Annotated in this window: 22 protein-coding genes and 2 riboswitches; of the genes, 2 read left to right on the top strand and 20 right to left on the bottom strand. The window is 45.7% G+C overall.

From position 1 onward, the window contains the following. Positions 1-26: 26 nt before the first annotated feature. From KH172YL63_RS09890 to KH172YL63_RS09980, 19 genes are all read right to left on the bottom strand, one after another. A complete protein-coding gene (locus KH172YL63_RS09890; protein WP_173108121.1) occupies positions 27-1,049 on the bottom strand; it encodes a sulfate permease in 1,023 nt (340 codons plus the stop codon). A gap of 57 nt (positions 1,050-1,106) precedes the next feature. Next, on the bottom strand, positions 1,107-1,805 hold the full coding sequence (locus KH172YL63_RS09895) for a phosphoadenylyl-sulfate reductase (protein ID WP_173105945.1): 699 nt from the start codon (positions 1,803-1,805) through the stop codon (positions 1,107-1,109). A gap of 101 nt (positions 1,806-1,906) precedes the next feature. Continuing rightward, positions 1,907-2,020 (bottom strand): YezD family protein, encoded by a 114-nt coding sequence (locus tag KH172YL63_RS09900; protein ID WP_173108122.1) that lies wholly within the window; start codon positions 2,018-2,020, stop codon positions 1,907-1,909. Positions 2,021-2,137: 117 nt separating this feature from the next. Next, positions 2,138-2,243, bottom strand: a riboswitch (SAM riboswitch). A gap of 168 nt (positions 2,244-2,411) precedes the next feature. Beyond that, entirely contained in the window at positions 2,412-2,816 is a 405-nt protein-coding gene (locus KH172YL63_RS09905; protein ID WP_173105946.1) for a MaoC/PaaZ C-terminal domain-containing protein, read from the bottom strand. Beyond that, positions 2,813-3,262 carry a MaoC family dehydratase N-terminal domain-containing protein gene (locus KH172YL63_RS09910; protein WP_173105947.1) on the bottom strand — a complete coding sequence of 150 codons (450 nt, stop codon included), beginning with the start codon at positions 3,260-3,262 and terminating at the stop codon, positions 2,813-2,815. The genes KH172YL63_RS09905 and KH172YL63_RS09910 overlap by 4 nt, the downstream gene beginning before the upstream one ends. A gap of 156 nt (positions 3,263-3,418) precedes the next feature. Beyond that, positions 3,419-4,060, bottom strand: a complete 642-nt coding sequence (gene thiE, locus KH172YL63_RS09915) for a thiamine phosphate synthase (protein WP_173105948.1) — start codon at positions 4,058-4,060, stop codon at positions 3,419-3,421. A gap of 19 nt (positions 4,061-4,079) precedes the next feature. Beyond that, complete coding sequence (locus KH172YL63_RS09920; RefSeq protein WP_173105949.1) at positions 4,080-5,102, bottom strand: MoeB/ThiF family adenylyltransferase; 1,023 nt, start codon at positions 5,100-5,102, stop codon at positions 4,080-4,082. Continuing rightward, a complete protein-coding gene (locus tag KH172YL63_RS09925) occupies positions 5,099-5,863 on the bottom strand; it encodes a thiazole synthase (RefSeq protein WP_173105950.1) in 765 nt (254 codons plus the stop codon). The genes KH172YL63_RS09920 and KH172YL63_RS09925 overlap by 4 nt, the downstream gene beginning before the upstream one ends. 1 nt (position 5,864) lies before the next feature. Beyond that, positions 5,865-6,068, bottom strand: coding sequence for a sulfur carrier protein ThiS (gene thiS / locus KH172YL63_RS09930; RefSeq protein ID WP_173105951.1), 204 nt, complete (start codon positions 6,066-6,068; stop codon positions 5,865-5,867). Beyond that, positions 6,028-7,170 carry a glycine oxidase ThiO gene (thiO, locus tag KH172YL63_RS09935; protein ID WP_173105952.1) on the bottom strand — a complete coding sequence of 381 codons (1,143 nt, stop codon included), beginning with the start codon at positions 7,168-7,170 and terminating at the stop codon, positions 6,028-6,030. The genes thiS and thiO overlap by 41 nt, the downstream gene beginning before the upstream one ends. Next, entirely contained in the window at positions 7,154-7,795 is a 642-nt protein-coding gene (locus KH172YL63_RS09940; RefSeq protein WP_173105953.1) for a thiamine phosphate synthase, read from the bottom strand. The genes thiO and KH172YL63_RS09940 overlap by 17 nt, the downstream gene beginning before the upstream one ends. Then, positions 7,785-8,588: an energy-coupling factor transporter transmembrane component T family protein gene (locus KH172YL63_RS09945; protein WP_173105954.1), complete on the bottom strand. Its 804-nt coding sequence runs from the start codon at positions 8,586-8,588 to the stop codon at positions 7,785-7,787. Before KH172YL63_RS09945 ends, KH172YL63_RS09940 begins: the two co-directional genes overlap by 11 nt. Further along, positions 8,585-10,012, bottom strand: coding sequence for an ABC transporter ATP-binding protein (locus KH172YL63_RS09950; RefSeq protein ID WP_173105955.1), 1,428 nt, complete (start codon positions 10,010-10,012; stop codon positions 8,585-8,587). Before KH172YL63_RS09950 ends, KH172YL63_RS09945 begins: the two co-directional genes overlap by 4 nt. Before the next feature lie 14 nt (positions 10,013-10,026). Continuing rightward, positions 10,027-10,647, bottom strand: coding sequence for an ECF transporter S component (locus KH172YL63_RS09955; protein WP_173105956.1), 621 nt, complete (start codon positions 10,645-10,647; stop codon positions 10,027-10,029). Further along, positions 10,598-11,305, bottom strand: coding sequence for a thiaminase II (gene tenA, locus KH172YL63_RS09960; RefSeq protein WP_173105957.1), 708 nt, complete (start codon positions 11,303-11,305; stop codon positions 10,598-10,600). The genes KH172YL63_RS09955 and tenA overlap by 50 nt, the downstream gene beginning before the upstream one ends. Before the next feature lie 113 nt (positions 11,306-11,418). Next, positions 11,419-11,526: riboswitch (TPP riboswitch) on the bottom strand. Positions 11,527-11,644: 118 nt separating this feature from the next. Beyond that, on the bottom strand, positions 11,645-12,244 hold the full coding sequence (locus KH172YL63_RS09965; protein ID WP_173105958.1) for a response regulator transcription factor: 600 nt from the start codon (positions 12,242-12,244) through the stop codon (positions 11,645-11,647). Further along, on the bottom strand, positions 12,241-13,377 hold the full coding sequence (locus tag KH172YL63_RS09970; RefSeq protein ID WP_173108123.1) for a sensor histidine kinase: 1,137 nt from the start codon (positions 13,375-13,377) through the stop codon (positions 12,241-12,243). Before KH172YL63_RS09970 ends, KH172YL63_RS09965 begins: the two co-directional genes overlap by 4 nt. 104 nt (positions 13,378-13,481) lie before the next feature. Then, complete coding sequence (locus KH172YL63_RS09975) at positions 13,482-13,679, bottom strand: hypothetical protein (RefSeq protein ID WP_173105959.1); 198 nt, start codon at positions 13,677-13,679, stop codon at positions 13,482-13,484. Between the two features lie 177 nt (positions 13,680-13,856). Next, the gene (locus KH172YL63_RS09980) at positions 13,857-14,138 is read right to left on the bottom strand and encodes a DUF6509 family protein (RefSeq protein ID WP_173105960.1); all 282 of its coding nucleotides are present in this window, start codon (positions 14,136-14,138) and stop codon (positions 13,857-13,859) included. A 151-nt stretch (positions 14,139-14,289) separates the two neighbouring features. Here KH172YL63_RS09980 and KH172YL63_RS09985 point away from each other — a divergent pair, with 151 nt between their 5' ends. Then, the gene (locus KH172YL63_RS09985; RefSeq protein ID WP_173105961.1) at positions 14,290-14,595 is read left to right on the top strand and encodes a hypothetical protein; all 306 of its coding nucleotides are present in this window, start codon (positions 14,290-14,292) and stop codon (positions 14,593-14,595) included. A gap of 344 nt (positions 14,596-14,939) precedes the next feature. Here KH172YL63_RS09985 and KH172YL63_RS09990 read toward each other — a convergent pair whose 3' ends face one another. Then, on the bottom strand, positions 14,940-15,854 hold the full coding sequence (locus tag KH172YL63_RS09990) for a phosphatidate cytidylyltransferase (protein ID WP_173105962.1): 915 nt from the start codon (positions 15,852-15,854) through the stop codon (positions 14,940-14,942). Between the two features lie 94 nt (positions 15,855-15,948). Here KH172YL63_RS09990 and KH172YL63_RS09995 point away from each other — a divergent pair, with 94 nt between their 5' ends. Next, a complete protein-coding gene (locus KH172YL63_RS09995; RefSeq protein ID WP_232066166.1) occupies positions 15,949-16,503 on the top strand; it encodes a hypothetical protein in 555 nt (184 codons plus the stop codon). Positions 16,504-16,530: the final 27 nt, after the last annotated feature.

Genomic DNA, 16,530 nt, shown 5'->3' on the forward strand with positions numbered 1-16,530 from the left:
ATATATTGTTTTAATCAGAATTAAGATTAAATCCCTCCGCCGTCCTCGTGTAAAGAACGTCTCTCTTCGTTTATAACCCTCATCAGGGAAAGTGCACCGATTGTCGCGATGATGACGCTGACCGGAACGACCATGGAATAAAGATCACGGTCAATGACAAGCTTCACCAATACATATGAAATGCAAAGAGAGATCAGTGGGGACACCACCCATATTTTCACGATTTTCTTCACGATTTTCTTTTGCAGCATGTGCTTTCCGTCTTTTGCCATCCCTAATCCGATGATGGAAGAGGACGTCACCTGGGTAAGGGGAATTGGCAATCCGTACAGGGAACTCACCATGACCAGCAATGCACCGGTAGTTGAGATCAAGATGCCTTCTGCCTTCGAGTACTGTGTGATTTTCTTCCCGTTTGTTTCAACCACTTTCTTACCAAGTAAAATTGCGCCGAGGGAAACAAATAAGCCGCCGATCCATATTCCATTAGAAGCGGATAATAAACCGGATCCTACAAGGGGACCGACTGCATTTGCCACATTGTTCATCCCTGCTGAAAAAGCCTCAAAGAACCCTGCAACAATCAATACATATGCAAGCCAGCCTTTTTCTAACCGGACTCCCCGTTTTCCAAGCTTCACCAGCAAAATTCCACATAACCAGGTCAATCCGAACGCGATGACCGGGACAATCACCCAGAAGCTCATGATGGTGATCAAAGACTTCACGTACAGCACCTGAAAGCTGACTCCTACACCAACCACCGCCCCGACCGTCACTTCACTTGTTGATAAGGGGATCCCGATTAAATTCGCCAGGAACAGCGATATGGTCGCCGAAGATAATATGATGATGACAATCTTGATGGATAAGAGTGATGGCGGGATGATCCCTGAACTGATGGTCTTCACCACTTCACCGCCGCCAAGTACCGCTCCGCTCAGAACACCGATTGCACAAATCAAGAGAGCCGTACGGATATTCTTGATGGCTCCCGCTCCATACGCCACCCCCATCGATGCGGCCGCTCCACTGGCACCAATGTTCATGGCAAAGAACAAGCTGATCGCGATGGCCAGAATTTCAAGCAAAGATTCTCACCCCGCTTAATGAAGTCCGCATTCTGTCTTGCCTTTACCCGTCCATCTCCCAGAGCGGAGATCATTCATATCGATGGCAGGCTTTGTGCAATGGGAGCAGCCTATACTCGGATATCCCTGATCATGGAGGGCGTTATACGTTAGATTCTGTTTATGGGCGTATCGCCAAATGTCTTTCCATGTCCAGTGGATCAATGGACAAATTTTGATGGATTGGAATTTTTCATCCTTGTTGATGAATTCAACATTCCTCCTTGTGGGCGATTGTTCCCTCCTTAAGCCTGAAATCCATGCTTTTCCTTCTGATAGTGACTCTTTTAAAGGATCTAACTTTCGAATTTGACAGCACTGATTTGGATTTCTCTCCCACAGCTTTTCTCCGTGGACCTCAGCCTGCTCTTTTAAGGTTAATTCCGGTTTTTTCATCTGAATATCTATACCTGGATATCTTTTTCTTACTTTTTCGATGACCTCATAAGTTTCTTTAAAATGTACGCCTGTATCCAGAAATACAATCTTTGCGTGAGGTTCTACCTTGCTTATGAGATCGATCAGGACGATGCCTTCGATTCCGAAACTGCAGGCATAGACGACTTCGCCTCCGTACTCTTCATAAGTCCATTTCAGTACATTCAAAGCGCCCTTATAAACAGGGTCTATGTCAAAATCGACAGTGTGCGCTTTCCAGTTTGAGTAGGTTAACATATTGCACCCCTTTCCCTGAGGCTTATCCATACAAAAAGAGGCGATAACAAGATAAAGGGATTCCCCTATCTGTGTTATGCGCCTCTAGTTGTCTAGTCAGCTTATTTAATTCGGACTTTCTCATTTTTCTCTAGTTGAATGACTTTCCCGTCTTGAACGACGATCGTGATGGAACCAAAATTCATCGATTCCAGCATGGATTGAATCTTTTCCATCACGTCGTCCCCGTTTTGTTTATTCGCTTTGGTCACATGATTCCCCCAATTTCTTCTTATCCAGATTCAAAAACAAAAAAACAACCATCCATTTTGGAAAGTTGTTCAGGTAAGAATACCTTATCTTCCAAAATGACTTCCCATTTTGCTGGAATTAGCACCTTACATTTCGTAGGTTGCTGGGCTTCACAGGGCCAGATCCCTCCACCACTCTGGATAAGAGTTATTAATTTTAATATTCTAAATAATATCACATTACACACGGAAGTCAACCCGACTTTTTCTATCGGATTTATGTCTTTTGTCTTATTTTTACTTTCCATATACTTTATATCTATTCAATCAATTGGTGTAATACGACATCATATTTTTTCAATTGCTGGATGGAGCCCTACTGGAAAAGTGAATAGACGATGCTTCCTTCAAGCACTTTTTTGTCATGCTGATTGATTGCGAGTAGGCTGAAGGAGAGACAATTTTCCCTTATATCTGTTAATTCGGCGAGCAGGGTGATGTTGTCTCCAAGGAGGACCATCCCTGTAAAACGGACAGAGTAGTCTTGTATGAAGCCTTCCTCACTATGAGCGCTGAACAGCCTGGAGGCAGTTCCCATCGTCCACATCCCATGGGCGATGATACCGGGGAGCCCGAGATTCAGTGCTACTTCTTCATTCACATGAATGGGATTGTGATCACCTGAAGCCTTGCTGTAAGAAATCAAATCTTCCAGCGAAACCGGTCCCAGTTCAAGCGGGGGAAGTCGGTCTCCTTTTTGATATGTCCGAAGATTTCTCATTGATTCCACCTCTCTTTGACGGCTTCCGTAATGATTACAGTGGAGGTGGAAAAGAAAATGGTCTCTCCCTCCGGTGTTTTCCCGATGTCCTCGATCACAAGGAAGCCAAGCGTCCCCGACGAACCGGCCCGTTCATTATAATTCTTTATCTCAGTCGAGCAGCATATCGTTTCGCCTACATATAACGGCCTCCTGTATTGAAAAGACTGTTCCCCGTGGATCAATCCTTCGTTTGGTAAATGGAAACCTTCAATCATTCCGTAGTCAAACACCCTCGGGAAAGTTGGTGGAGCAATATTTCTACCATAACGGGAACGTTTGCCGTACTCTTCGTCCACATAGATGGGATGAGGGCCGCCGATCGCTTCTGCAAATTGACGTACGGCGTTCTGTTCGACAATGTTGGCAACAGGATCAGAGCGCCTGCCTATATATTTCTGGAACATGTCTACACCTCTATTCTTTTCAAACTCTTACTATTATCTTATCATTCTATCCTGAAAATTATGGAGGTGACTTGAGAATCAGGGCTGTCATGGAGATTTTTTTACAAAAAGAGGGGCAGTCCCATTCTGTCATGAGGCTGCCCCTTGTATCAGATGTCAAGTTGATGAATTGTTTTCTTTCGTGACGTGCAGTAAATGAATCGTATCAGGAGGATTTTTGCAAATCGCTGATATGACAGCGATTCCATCTGCCCCTGCTCTAAGAACCTGTGATGCATTTCCCGCGTGAATGCCACCGATACCCACAAGTGGCAGCTCTATGCCTGCTTTTCTGATTGATCTGATCACTGAGGGACCTTGCACATCCCTGCAATCGGACTTCGTGGACGTATGAAACATAGGGCCTACGCCGATATAGTCGGCTCCCGCATTTTTTGCACGCTTGGCTTCTTCCACATGATGGACGGACACGCCAAGGATCTTCTCGCCGATTTTTTTCCGTACGTCTTCGACTGAATCATCTTCCTGTCCGATATGAACCCCATCCGCATTTAATGCAAGGGCAAGTTCCACATCATCATTCACTATGAAAGGAATCTTGTGCGCGCGGCATACATGTTGCAGGCTCCGGGCGAGGGTGTACCTGGCTTTTCCGTGCAGGCAGTTGAGGCCCTTTTCCCGGAACTGAAACATGGTGATCCCCCCTGCGGCGGCTTCTTTCAACACTGAAATGGGATCCTTTTCACAATTCGTACTGCCCATGATGAAATAAAGCCTTAAATAGTGTTGTATATTCATATTTTCACCCCTGCTTCCTTCATCCCATATAGCGGTGGTAGACTGTCCTGGCCGTATCGGTTTCCTTCGTTCCATGGATGATCGCCCGGCCATCCTTGAAAAGAACGAATCTCAAAGCTCCCTCATTGAAAGAAATCAAATAGGGATTCGCCATCACTTCTTTTCCTTTGGTGCTTAGCATCAAGGCGAATTCCTTAAGATTGATGGACGCAGGTGATGCGGGTCGGATTTGAACAGCCTCCCTCCCGCATAGGACGGCTGTTTTTGTTTGGTTGGCATATTGCAGGTAAGGATATGTCCTTGTGTGACCGCAGGAGGGGCAGTCTTCTTTTTTTAATGAGCCGACAGACAAAGACGAATACTCATTTTTCCATAAATCAAATGAAACGATTCTGTGACTGAGTGAAGAGGCATCTTCTACTAATATTTTCAACGCTTCGGTCGTTTGAAGGGCTGTGACAGAAGAAACGGCAGGACTGATGATTCCCGCCGTATCACACGTCATTCCCCCGGTCGGGACCGAATGGATCAGGCATTGCAGGCAAGGAGTAACACCGGGTACCATGGCAAAGGAGATGCCGTAGCTTCCTGCGCAGGCACCATAGACCCAGGGGATGTCATGGAGATGGGCTGCATCGTTCATCATCATCCTTGTTTCAAAGTTATCGGTGGCGTCAATCATGAGATCGACGCCATTGAGCAGGTCCAACAAATCTTCAGCCAATACATCTCGTACATGAGCAGAAACCTCGACTGTTGAATTGATTTCTTGCAATCTGTTTTTTGCTGCAACCGCTTTTGGCAAAGAATCGATGGCATCCTGTTCTTTGTATAGCTGCTGCCGTTGCAGATTGCTCCACTCCACATAGTCACGGTCAACAATCGTCAGTTTTCCGACGCCGGCACGGACCAGGGCTTCGGCGTTCCCCGTGCCAAGTGCTCCTGCACCGACAATCAGTACGTGTTTATCCTGGATTTTACGCTGACCATCTACACCAATCGGTGAAAAGAGAGTCTGCCGTGAATATCGATTGTGTGTCAAACGCTCAACCCCTCCACCGGACTGCTGGCAGAGGCATAGAGTTTCTTTGGGATTCTCCCTGCTTCATAGCCGAGTCGCCCTGCTTCAATGGCGAGCTTCATGGCCCTGGCCATCTTCACAGGATCCTCCGCCCCGGAAATCGCCGTGTTCAGTAGCACCGCATCCGCTCCCAATTCCATGGCGTGGGCGGCATCAGACGGTGAGCCAATCCCGGCGTCTACGATGACAGGGACGTTTGCCTGCTCAATGATGAATCTCAGATTGACTGGATTCAGGATTCCCTGACCTGATCCGATCGGGGAAGCCCCGGGCATGATTGCATGAGCACCGAGCTCTTCCAGTTTTCTTGCCAATACTACGTCATCCGACGTATACGGAAGGACTGTGAATCCCTCTTTCAGCAGCTCCTCGGTTGCCTTGAGGGTTTCTACTGGATCTGGGAGCAGTGTTTTCTTACAACCGATCACTTCAACCTTGATCATATCGCAAAGGCCTGAAGCCCTGGCTAGTTTTGCATGGCGCACCGCTTCCTCGGCATTTTTGGCACCTGCTGTATTCGGTAACAAAGTAAAATTGCTTGGATCCAGTTCCTCGAGAAGATTCGGCTGGTTTGGATCGAATATGTCCATGCGTCTGACCGTAAAGGTGAGAATTTCCGCACCTGAAACGTCAACCGCTTTTCGTTGCGTATTAAAATCCGGGTATTTCCCGGTACCTAGCAATAATCTGGAATGGAATGAATGTTTTCCGATTGTCAACAATTTAACCGCCTCCTACAAACTGAACAAGTTCTATGTGATCCCCGTTTTGGACCGTGGTTTTTTGATGATTTTCTTTAATCAGGATGTTTCGGTTTTGCTCCACGATGATCATCCTCTGATTAAGTTTAAAATGGTGTATCAGGTCGTCAATCGTTACGATCGTATCAGGTACTGTGACAGGCTGACCGTTTATTCTTAATTCCACTTTCCCCACTCCTTCTGAAGATATTTAATAGAGGATTTTCCCGGCCTTCAATCAAATCAGCCATCAACACGCCTGTGATGGGGGCAAGGAGGATTCCATTCCGGTAATGGCCGGTAGCGGCAAAAAGCCCTTTCCATTCCCTGCTTTTTTCCATTAGGGGAATCCCGAGCTCCGTTTGTGGTCGGATACCCGCCCACGCTCTATCCCAGTGAGCGTATTTCAAGTCTGGAACTAATGCTGTCGCTTTTTCCATCAAATGCAATAAACTGTCTAGCGAAATGTTTTCATCAAATGAATGAGGTTTTTCCGTCGCGCCGATCAACAGTCTGCCGCCAACCTTAGGGACAATATAGCAGCCGTCCGTAAAGAGCGTTGCCCTCACCAAACTCCTTGGAGCAGTGACGGAAAAACATTCTCCCTTTACCGGATATGCCCCGTAGTTCATATCAAGGTGATCAAGCAGTGACCCGCTCCAGGCACCGGCGGCCATGATGGTGTTTTCTGCATATATGAAGCCACGGTTTGTTTCGACGCCAATAATCCTGTCATCTTCCTTCAAAAAAGTAGATACTTCCGTATATTCCAAGATCTTTGCCCCCATTTTGGCAGCTGCCAAGCCGAGCGCGTTCGAAAGTTTCGGAGCAGAGACGTTTCCGTCGTCAGGGATCCATAAACCGCCTGTCAATTGATCAGAAAGGTTCGGTTCCATGGCAGATAACTGACTCCCTGAAAGCCAGGTGATTCCTTCATTCCTGTCAGACTGTGCGTGCATGCCCATGAGTTTGTGAGCCTCTTCTTCGGATCGGGCAAGCTTGAGCATCCCGTTTTGTACTAGTTCAATGTCAATCCCGCAAATTGATGTCAGTTCTTCAGCCAAAGAAGGATAGAGGCTGCGGCTCGCTTTGGCCAATTGATAAAGTGAACTGTTTGAGGATAATTCTGTATGAACACCCAGCATGCCGGCGGCCGCGCTGGACGCTTTGCCCGCGATCCGATCTTTTTCCAGTATCAGAACCTTTTTTCCTCTTTTCGCCAACTGATAGGCGATGGAACAGCCTATCACCCCTCCACCGATAATCAGCACGTCATATTGTTTCCCCAAGTGGGTCCACCTCCCTTTGCAGTGCCTCTTGATACTTCCTGGCTGATTCTTCAGGGTCTTGAGAGAGGAAGATGCCTGATAATACAGCAATCCCGTGTGCGCCAACAGAAACAATTTCCCGCACACGTTCCGTGGTCACGCCTCCTAATGCGATCGTCGGGACAGGAAAGGCGTGTGCCATCTCTTCAAGCTTTGAAATACCTGCCCCGGGTTTTCCGGGTTTTGAAGAGGTGGGATAGATGTTTCCATACAGCAGGTAATCGGCTCCCTGCCGGAAAGCTTCTTCAGCTTCCTGCAGGTTATGAACAGATGCACCGACTTTTAAATGAGGAAATCTATCCTTCACCATCCCAACCGGTACGCTTTGATATCCTAACTGGACCCTTTTCACATCCTTCAAGGCCGCTATATCGACCCGGTGATTGATGCAGATCTTTTCAATTGGTACGCTTGCATCCCTTAACTGATCGATAGCCGTCACCCAATCATGATCTGTCCAGCTTTTTTCCCGGAGATGAATGACATCTGCATAAGGATGGATAACCTTCACAATGTCTATGACCTCTTCCATTGATTGTGTTCCTGATGAGATGGCATGCAAATGACCCTTTGGTTTAAGACCCATGGCGCACATCTCCTATTCCGAAGATTGGCAGATATGTAGATGCATAGTAACTGGTAATGATGAGTAAAATGACGCACCCAATAAAATATCCGTCACGCAGTGAGTAACCCGTCTTATAGTAATATGTCCGGCGTTCGTCACCATGAAATCCTTTCGTTTCCATCGCGACTGCAATTCGGTGGGCTCGGCGAATGCTCTGGGCCAATAATGGAATGGAATACATGTTCAACTTCAGCAGAAAGCTTTTCCATCCTTTCTGATCCCTGACGCCCCTCACTTTCATTGCCTGTCGGATCGTGACATATTCTTCAATCATGATCGGAAGCAGCCTAAGTCCTGCCAGAAAACTATAAGCATACTTCGGTTTCAGGCCCAGTTGCTGCATAAGTGAGTAAATCAGCAACACCGGCCTTGTCGTCAATGCGAAAAGGAGCCCGAGTGTGGCAAAAACAAATGCCCTAAGACCGATATGGATTCCCCGGTAGAAGCTTTCCTCCGTAATATGGATCAGTCCCCATTCAACCCATGTGGTCTCTCCCTTTCCGAATAAAATCATCGAGGAAGCGGTAGAAGCGAATACGAGAAAAAAGGGAAGCGTCAATATGCAGATGATTTTACTTGAATAACCTGAAAACAATACAAGCAGGGCATAAAAGAACAACGTCAAGTAGAATAACCAGTTGAAATAGTGAACAAAAAGCATGAATAGAAATAATCCGATCATGATCATGAGCTTGAAGCTTGGATTGATCTGATGGAACCATGTTTCTTTATAGTCGAATTGAATATTCATAGTGCTTTGCCCCCAATAGAAAGCTTGCAACAGTCGGCCACCAGCTGTCCCTGTTCAACTGTCCAAACCCTTGTAGCGAATTGGGAACGGATCTTGTCGTCATGGGTGACCATCATAATAGTGGTTCCCTCTTGTTGGAATTCCTGGAGCATTTCAAGCAGTGCAAAGGTATTCACGGAATCCTGCCCAAAAGTCGGTTCATCCAATAATAAGATGTCCCTGTTTCCGACGATGGAAGCCGCAACACTCAAACGCCGCTTCTGGCCCATAGATAGATGATAGGGATGGTGATCCTTGAAGTCTTGCAGATTGAATCTTTCCAGTAATGCATTCACCCTTCTTTTCACCACATGGGAAGGAGTATCTCTGAGACGATAACTGTAGGCTGCTTCTTCATAAACAGTCTGGGCAACAAACTGAAACTCAGGATTTTGAAATACAAAGGAGCACCCATCCGGCGGTTTCTTGCTCGAGATCTGTTTGCCATGCAGTTCATACGTCCCTGAAGTCGGGATGAACTGCATAAGGCTGTGAAGCAAGGTGGACTTACCGGCACCGTTCCTGCCAGTGATGACGATCCATTCACCTCGGTGGATGTCTGCTCTCGGAATGTGTATTTTCATTTCCTTCTGGATGTAACCTCTGAAGTTCTCTAACCTCATGATTTTTTCAAGAGATGCGCTCACCGTTTTTGGCGGCGAGGTTGAGAGATATTCCTCCCATGCTTGTGGATACCAGACACCGATGGTTTTCAGGACGTGTTTAAACGTTTTGAATATGGTTTCCTTTCTCCCATCTGCCATGATGTTGCCGTCTCCATCAAATAGAATGAGCCGGTCAATGATCTCCAACACGTGATCAAGCTTATGCTCAATGATGACGAGGGTCCGGTCCCGGGAGTTCTCTTTCACGGTCTCCCACACTTCCTTCGTACTGTCATCATCCAACAGGGCGGTAGGTTCATCGAGAAATAACGTATCGGGACGGAGGGCGAGAGTTGACGCAATCGCTAGCTTTTGTTTCATCCCCCCCGACAGGGTTGAGATTTTCGTATGGGGATCTTGAAGCTCTAATCCCACCATATTTAACATTTCCTGAATTCTCTGAGGCATTTCAACTTTTGGAACCCGGAGATTTTCAAGCACAAAGGCAATTTCCTCATCTACATAAGGCATGCAAAATTGCGCGTCTGGATCTTGAAACACATAACCGCTGCTATCAGCGGTTTTAATGGTCTCGGCTTTCATCGGCACTTCGATAGACTTTGGGATCACCCCGGCCAAGACGTTGAGCAGGGTGGATTTCCCGCACCCGGATGGCCCTAACAACAATACTTTTTCCCCTTTTTCAATAGTCAGGCTGAGATCTTTAAACAGAAGTCGTTCAGATCCGGGAAATTTAAGCCGCAGTTTTTCAATATGCATGAGGCATCACTCCTTTATAAATCGAGTGCATCATACTCCTCCTGATCGACCCGGCGCACCAAACTTGTGACGCCTGTTTTTTCAAGGGCTCTGACGAGGAAATGGGAGCCTATACCTGCTATTAGGATTGCTCCTATGATTCTTGCAGTAATGAATAAGAGTAAATTCCAGAGAACAAGGTCCCCCATATACCCTTTCGCATAATCCATGAAGATCGACCCGATGGCGGAGCTGACCGCGGCGGTGCAGATGACCAGGATGTCATAGCGTTTATATCGTGTGGCAAGGAATACAAGTTCAGCCATCAGCCCTTGTATGATTCCGAACAGCAGGACCTCAAGTCCCCATTCAGAGCCCATCAGGAATTCTCCTGAAGATGCGGCGATTTCCGCCAACAGTGCCACCCCTGGCTTGCGGATAATCAAGAATGCGACCATAGCCGCCATGAACCACATGCCATAAATCAATTGATCCGCGTGTATACCGAAAGGCTTCAGCATGTTATAGAGGGGACCCCATACTTTGTAAATGACCCCAAAAAGAATCGAAATCACAACCGTTACCAATATATCCGTCAATTTCAACTTAGACACGGCCGGCACCTTCCTTCCGGTTGAAAGCAAGGGTATGTTCATACGGCCATCTTTCAAGTGTATAAGCCATTTCCCAGAACTGCAGTTCATAAATACTGCTTAAGATAAAGTTTTCTTTCATTCTATCTTTATCTGAGGCTGACATCGTTTCCGCCAACGTGTCCAGACGCTCGATCTGCTCTTCCACCAGCTCCCGGAACCACTCTCCACCATAGGCGGCAATCCATTCCTGATAAATCGGTTCCTCCGGGGTACACGATTTCAAGTGCTCGCCAACCTCATAATACAGCCAATAGCAGGGAAGTATGGCGGCAAGGATATCTGCAAGCCCGCCGTATTGAGCGGATCGGTACATATGTGACGTATATGCATAAGCAGTCGGGGCAGGCTTGAACTGTTGCTTTTCTTCTTCTGTGATGCCCAACCTTTTCGAGAAATTCGCATGAAGTGAAAGCTCTGCTTCATTTGTCCCGACAGCGTGTGCTGCCATCCTCGATGTCGTATGTAAATCGGTTGCTTTCGATGCGCCTAACGCTTGTACCTTGGAAAAATGGGAAAGATAATAAGCATCCTGGAGCACATAATACTTAAAGTTTTCCAACGGAAGCGTTCCGTCGCCGATCCCTTTTACAAAGGGATGGTTGAAGCTCGCCTCCCAAATGTCAGTGACTGCATTTCTTAATTCAGCTGTAAATGTCATGATTCTCTCCTTTTCCAGACGACCCGAACTAGGCACAAAAAAGCCACTTTCCATGATGCATGCAGCATACAGAAAGTGGCTTGAGATCTCTTTGATCATACATGATGATACGTGACCGTCAAACACCACTTCCCTACGCTGGTCTCAACCAGATCAGGTTCAAAGGGTCTCAAAGTCATACTTTAATCTCAGCCTTCAACAAGGCACCCCTAGTGGATCGTCTTATGAAATTTGTATTCGATGTAATCGTACCATGATTCTATTTCTTGTCAACTAAAAAAAGAATTTCTTTTCGTTCAAGAGGGACGGACCTCTTATTCAAAGGTCCGTCCCTCCAGGCTATTTAAACCATCCTTTTTCTTTTGAGTGGGTGATGGCTTCTATGCGGTTTTTGACTTCCAGTTTGTCAAGGATGGCAGAGATATAGTTACGGACGGTCCCTGTTTTCAGGGAAAGCTCATCGGCGATTTCCCGCGTGTTTTTTCCGTGGGACACGAGTTCAAGAACCTCCTTTTCCCGGTCGGTCAGCGGATTTTCTTCACTGTACACATCATCGATCAATTCAGGTGCATAGATCCGCTTTCCGTCCATGACCAGCCGGATCGAGTCTGCCAACTCTTCGCTCGGGCTGTCCTTCAATAAATATCCTTTGACCCCGCCTTTTAACGCGCGCTGGAAATAACCTGACCGGGCAAATGTCGTGAGGATAATCACTTTGCATTCTTCCCCTTTTAATTCCTCTGCTGCTTCCAGTCCGGTTTTCTTAGGCATCTCGATATCCATAATGCAAATGTCAGGTTTGAGTTCATGGACGAGTGAAACGGCCTCCTCCCCGTTCGCCGCTTTACCGACCACTTCCATATCGTCCTCCAAACTGAGCAATGATCCCAGAGCACCGAGCAGCATTCTCTGATCCTCTGCTATAACGATTCTTATCATGCCATTCCCTCCCTATCTACCTGCTTGATTACTTTAGGCACCTTCATGATCAATGTCGTCCCGTGTTCTGAAAGTATTTCCAAGCTTCCATTCACAAATTCAAGCCTTTCTCTCATCCCGATCAAGCCACTGCCCTTCGATTCTGTATAATCCCCGGAGATCCCCCGTCCGTCATCCTCCACCGTGATGATCATTTCCTTATCAGAATCTTTAATATCAAGACGGCACACAGATGCGCTGCTATGCTTGACCACATTCGTCACGGCTTCCTTTAAGCACATACTCAATATATTTTCCATAAACAAAGAGGTCTGTGGCAAAGCCGCCGGTTCTGCCATTTTGAATTGAATGTCGGCCGCTTTTAATAATTGCTTGATGCGGACGATTTCGTCTTTCAGCCTGACGCCCCTCATCTGGGAAACCATTGTCCTGACTTCGCTCAGGGCTGTCCTTGCCGTCTGCTGGACATCCCTAAGCTCACTTCTTGCCTGTTCAGGATCTTTGTAGACCAGCTTTCTTGCAAGATCACTTTTCAGTCCTATGAGTGACAGCTTTTGACCGAGTGTATCGTGCAGGTCCCTGGCGATTCTATGCCGCTCTTCCTGTTTAACCAGGTCAGAAATCCGTTTATTCGCATCCTCCAGCTGATCCTCAAGCAGCACTTGCTTGTTCCTGTTGTAAATATTGAAAGGCAGGAGGATGACGCTGATCCAAATGATCAGAATGAATGGAAACTGAGATAAAAATAACTCATCCTGCAGCACAAAGTTGTAGTTGATCGAGGCTGTCGTTAGGACGAGGTGGATGATGTACAGTGTCAAGAATGCTACCCGGTTCTTTATATTCCCGTTGTAATAGGCGATATAAAAAGCAAAATAGATGAAATTGAACTGAATCGTCATCGTGATCGATATCGCGATCAAAATCGATGTCCATAAATATACCGGCCAATCCCTCGATATAAAAGCAAACCGTAATGAAATAAAGAAAAGAATCGTTAAGGTGATTCCCACTGCGATTTCAATCGTCGAGGATGATTGAAAGATAAAATAAAATGGCAGGATAGAGATGATACTCCATATGTAAGGAGATATACCTGAGGCCCGCTGAGTGGTGATAAGCTTTCTTGGCAATTGCACGTTAAACCCTCATTTTTTAATCATATTTCATGCTGGTCTCCTGTATGATCCCATTCATGATTGGATGTCCATAAGTGCCCGACTCAGTAAAGAGCGGGTCAGTATTTCCTGGATTTAAGGGATTTTTGTTTCTGCATAACCTCATAGGATTTATGAATGATATCCGTCAGCACGTCACCTTTATACACACGGCCGATTTTTGTATTCTGCTGATAGTATTCGACGATTTCATCCAATTTCTCTGAGGTTTCTTTATCTACCCTTACATTCAACTGCATTCTTCCTTGATCTGACAAGGTTTTTCACCCTCTTTCGTCATTATGATATCAATTGCTAGCACTTTGATATCATAAGTATAACAGATGCTATCAACATGTTACATGGTGATTTTTTATCATATGGGTGTAGGTTTCCTCATAGAGAAAAAAACACCCTCCACCATCCGATGGAAAACGGAGATGAAGGGTGCCTTATTACCTGATGTGTTCCTTGCAGTAAGAGAGAAGAAGATTTTCTTCCTCTTCCTCTAATTCAAAATCAAGGAATTCTTCAGTATTTCGTTCAATGATGGTTGATTGAACAAGTCTTTCTCCGCTTTCGTCACGGACAAAAATAGCCTTTATGTAAATACCCTGTTCTGAATAGAGTTCATCGTCTTCCGGAACTTCGATGTCGAAAATAACTTCATAACGATCCCCGCTCAGGATACCGGTTGGGTCTTTAAGCTCTTCTACTTGATGATGCGTGATATTCATTCATTTAACTTCCTTTCAGTGAAAAACATGATTCTTGCTTCTACCCATTATACACTTATGATCAATCATTTAGAAATAATAGACTTGAATGGGCATCTGCCTTCAATTTCGTTATAATACAACTGAAGCCCGATCAATAAGGAGAGAGTGTATGAATTCAAAAGAAATGCAAGAGAAAATCATCCAAAACTATCAAAAAGACGAACATATGATGATCCTCGTGTTTGCACAATGGTGCGTCAACCATGATCTAGATCCTGAAGCCCTGTATCGTAAAGCTTATCCTGAACAAAGTGACAACCCGGCGCTGCAGCAGGGAATCGACCTGACCGTCCCGAAAGAAGAATCAGAAGATATCCCCGACAGCACCCTCCTCGGCGTTCTATCTTTATTCGGTAATGACGACCTGGCGTTTGTGGTGACTGAAGAAATCAATAAGCGTCCTACAACCCGCTGATGATGATCGGCGATGGTAATTCCGAAGGCGGAAGATGAGCGATTGCTCTTTTTCCGCTGAAGGAGCTTAATGACGCCTGCTTTTTTGCTGAAATTACCGCTTTGCACTTCAATTATCTTCAGAACTGGCTCCATTCCGTTGGGAAATCCCGCCTGAAGTTGATGGCTGATAGCGATATTATCGACTTTGCCCTGTATTTTATCGAGTTTTCAAATATATTTTCGACTTCTGCCCATATATTATCAACTTTCCGATTATTTTATCGACTTCTTTGCTTATATTATCAACTTACATATATTAGGATCCTCCGACCCGCCCTTCTCAAATTCAATAAACGCTTCCCCTCACATAAAATCAAAATAATATCGAATGATGTGGAAGAAAATCGGTGACGTATAGGCGAGGCTGTCCACCCGGTTAAGATAGCTTTCTTTAAGTGAAGTGAATTTTTCTTGATCACCAATCAGCAGGTCCCGCTTCAGCACAGATATCGTCAAGCTTCCGATAAATCCGCTGATGGCAATGATCAATCCGGACAGGATGCCGAATGTCTGATCAAGTGGTGTCAGTACTGGATAAAGGATATAGGATACCACCGTTGTACATATTACCGCAGCGAGAAACCCTTCCCACGTGATGACCGGGTTTGCAGTAGGCACCACCTTGCGCTTTCCTAAATAGATGGAGACCACATACTGAACGATGTCGCTCACTTGGGTCAAGACGACAAGAAAAAGGACAAGATTCCCGCCATAAACAGGGGTTGCGACCTGATAGTAAGCAAGGTGGCTCAATCCGAATACCATCAGCATCAATCCCCATTGAGTCGAACTGACCGAGCGGAGAAACCCAAGGGTCCCTTTCCCCAACAGGCGTGGCAGGGGCAGCAGCAGGAAGACATATACAGGGATGAAAACGATGAACATCCCATACCATCCAATATATATCCACCAAAATTGAATCGGGATGGAAAGGTATGCCCACAGAAAAATCCTCCGGTCCGCCTTCCTTGTTTTCATCATGGAGAAATACTCCTTAAGTGAAAAGAAGCATAGCATCATCAAAGACAGCATGCTGATCACTGGATTAAACAGTGTAGCAAGACAAAAGATCGCAAACATCCCCCACCATGTTTTGAGCCGCAGGGATATCCTCGAGAAATCTTTCTCCCCTTGCTTTTTTTGAATGATCAAAAATAACACATTCACTGCGACCATCAGAATGAAAATGGTCAATAAAGTCCAAATGGCCGTCTCCATTTTCTTCCCCCTTGATTTGTTTGTATTCAGCTGATGGAATTACTGTATAATTAAGCATATGGGAATTTCTACTACTTTTAAAGGGGGAATGAGGGTGGAAGAAAAATATATTTATATTTTATTAACGGATACAGGTACACTCTTCACCAAATCGATCAAAAAATATACAAAAGCCCCTTACAATCATGCTTCGATTTCCTTTGACCCAGACTTGAGTGAACTGTACAGCTTTGGACGGAAGCACCCGGATAACCCGATAAATGGCGGCTTTGTCAAAGAGGATATCTTTCAAGGGACATACAGCAAATACCCCCATACGACATGTGTGATTTACAGATTACATGTAACGGAGCGGGAAATCGCGAAAATGAAAAGAATCTTAAATGTCTTCAAGCGGAGCAGGCATAAATTTCTATACAACCTCCTTGGTGTCTTCGGCGTTTCCCTTAATGAACCAGTGGAATTCAGCAATTCTTATTTTTGTTCGCAATTTGTAGCGGAAGTTCTCCAAAGATCCGGAGTGAGACTGTGGGATAAGCTGCCTGCCCTGGTCACCCCTGAAGATTTCAGATCCCACCCGGACCTTCATCATATATACGAGGGGAAACTATTCGAGTATGGTCCGATTAAGCAGAAGAGAGCAAAATAAAGCCAACCCTAATGTTCTAAAGGATTG

The sequence above is a fragment of the Bacillus sp. KH172YL63 genome (assembly GCF_011398925.1).
GTDB lineage: Bacteria > Bacillota > Bacilli > Bacillales > Bacillaceae_B > Rossellomorea.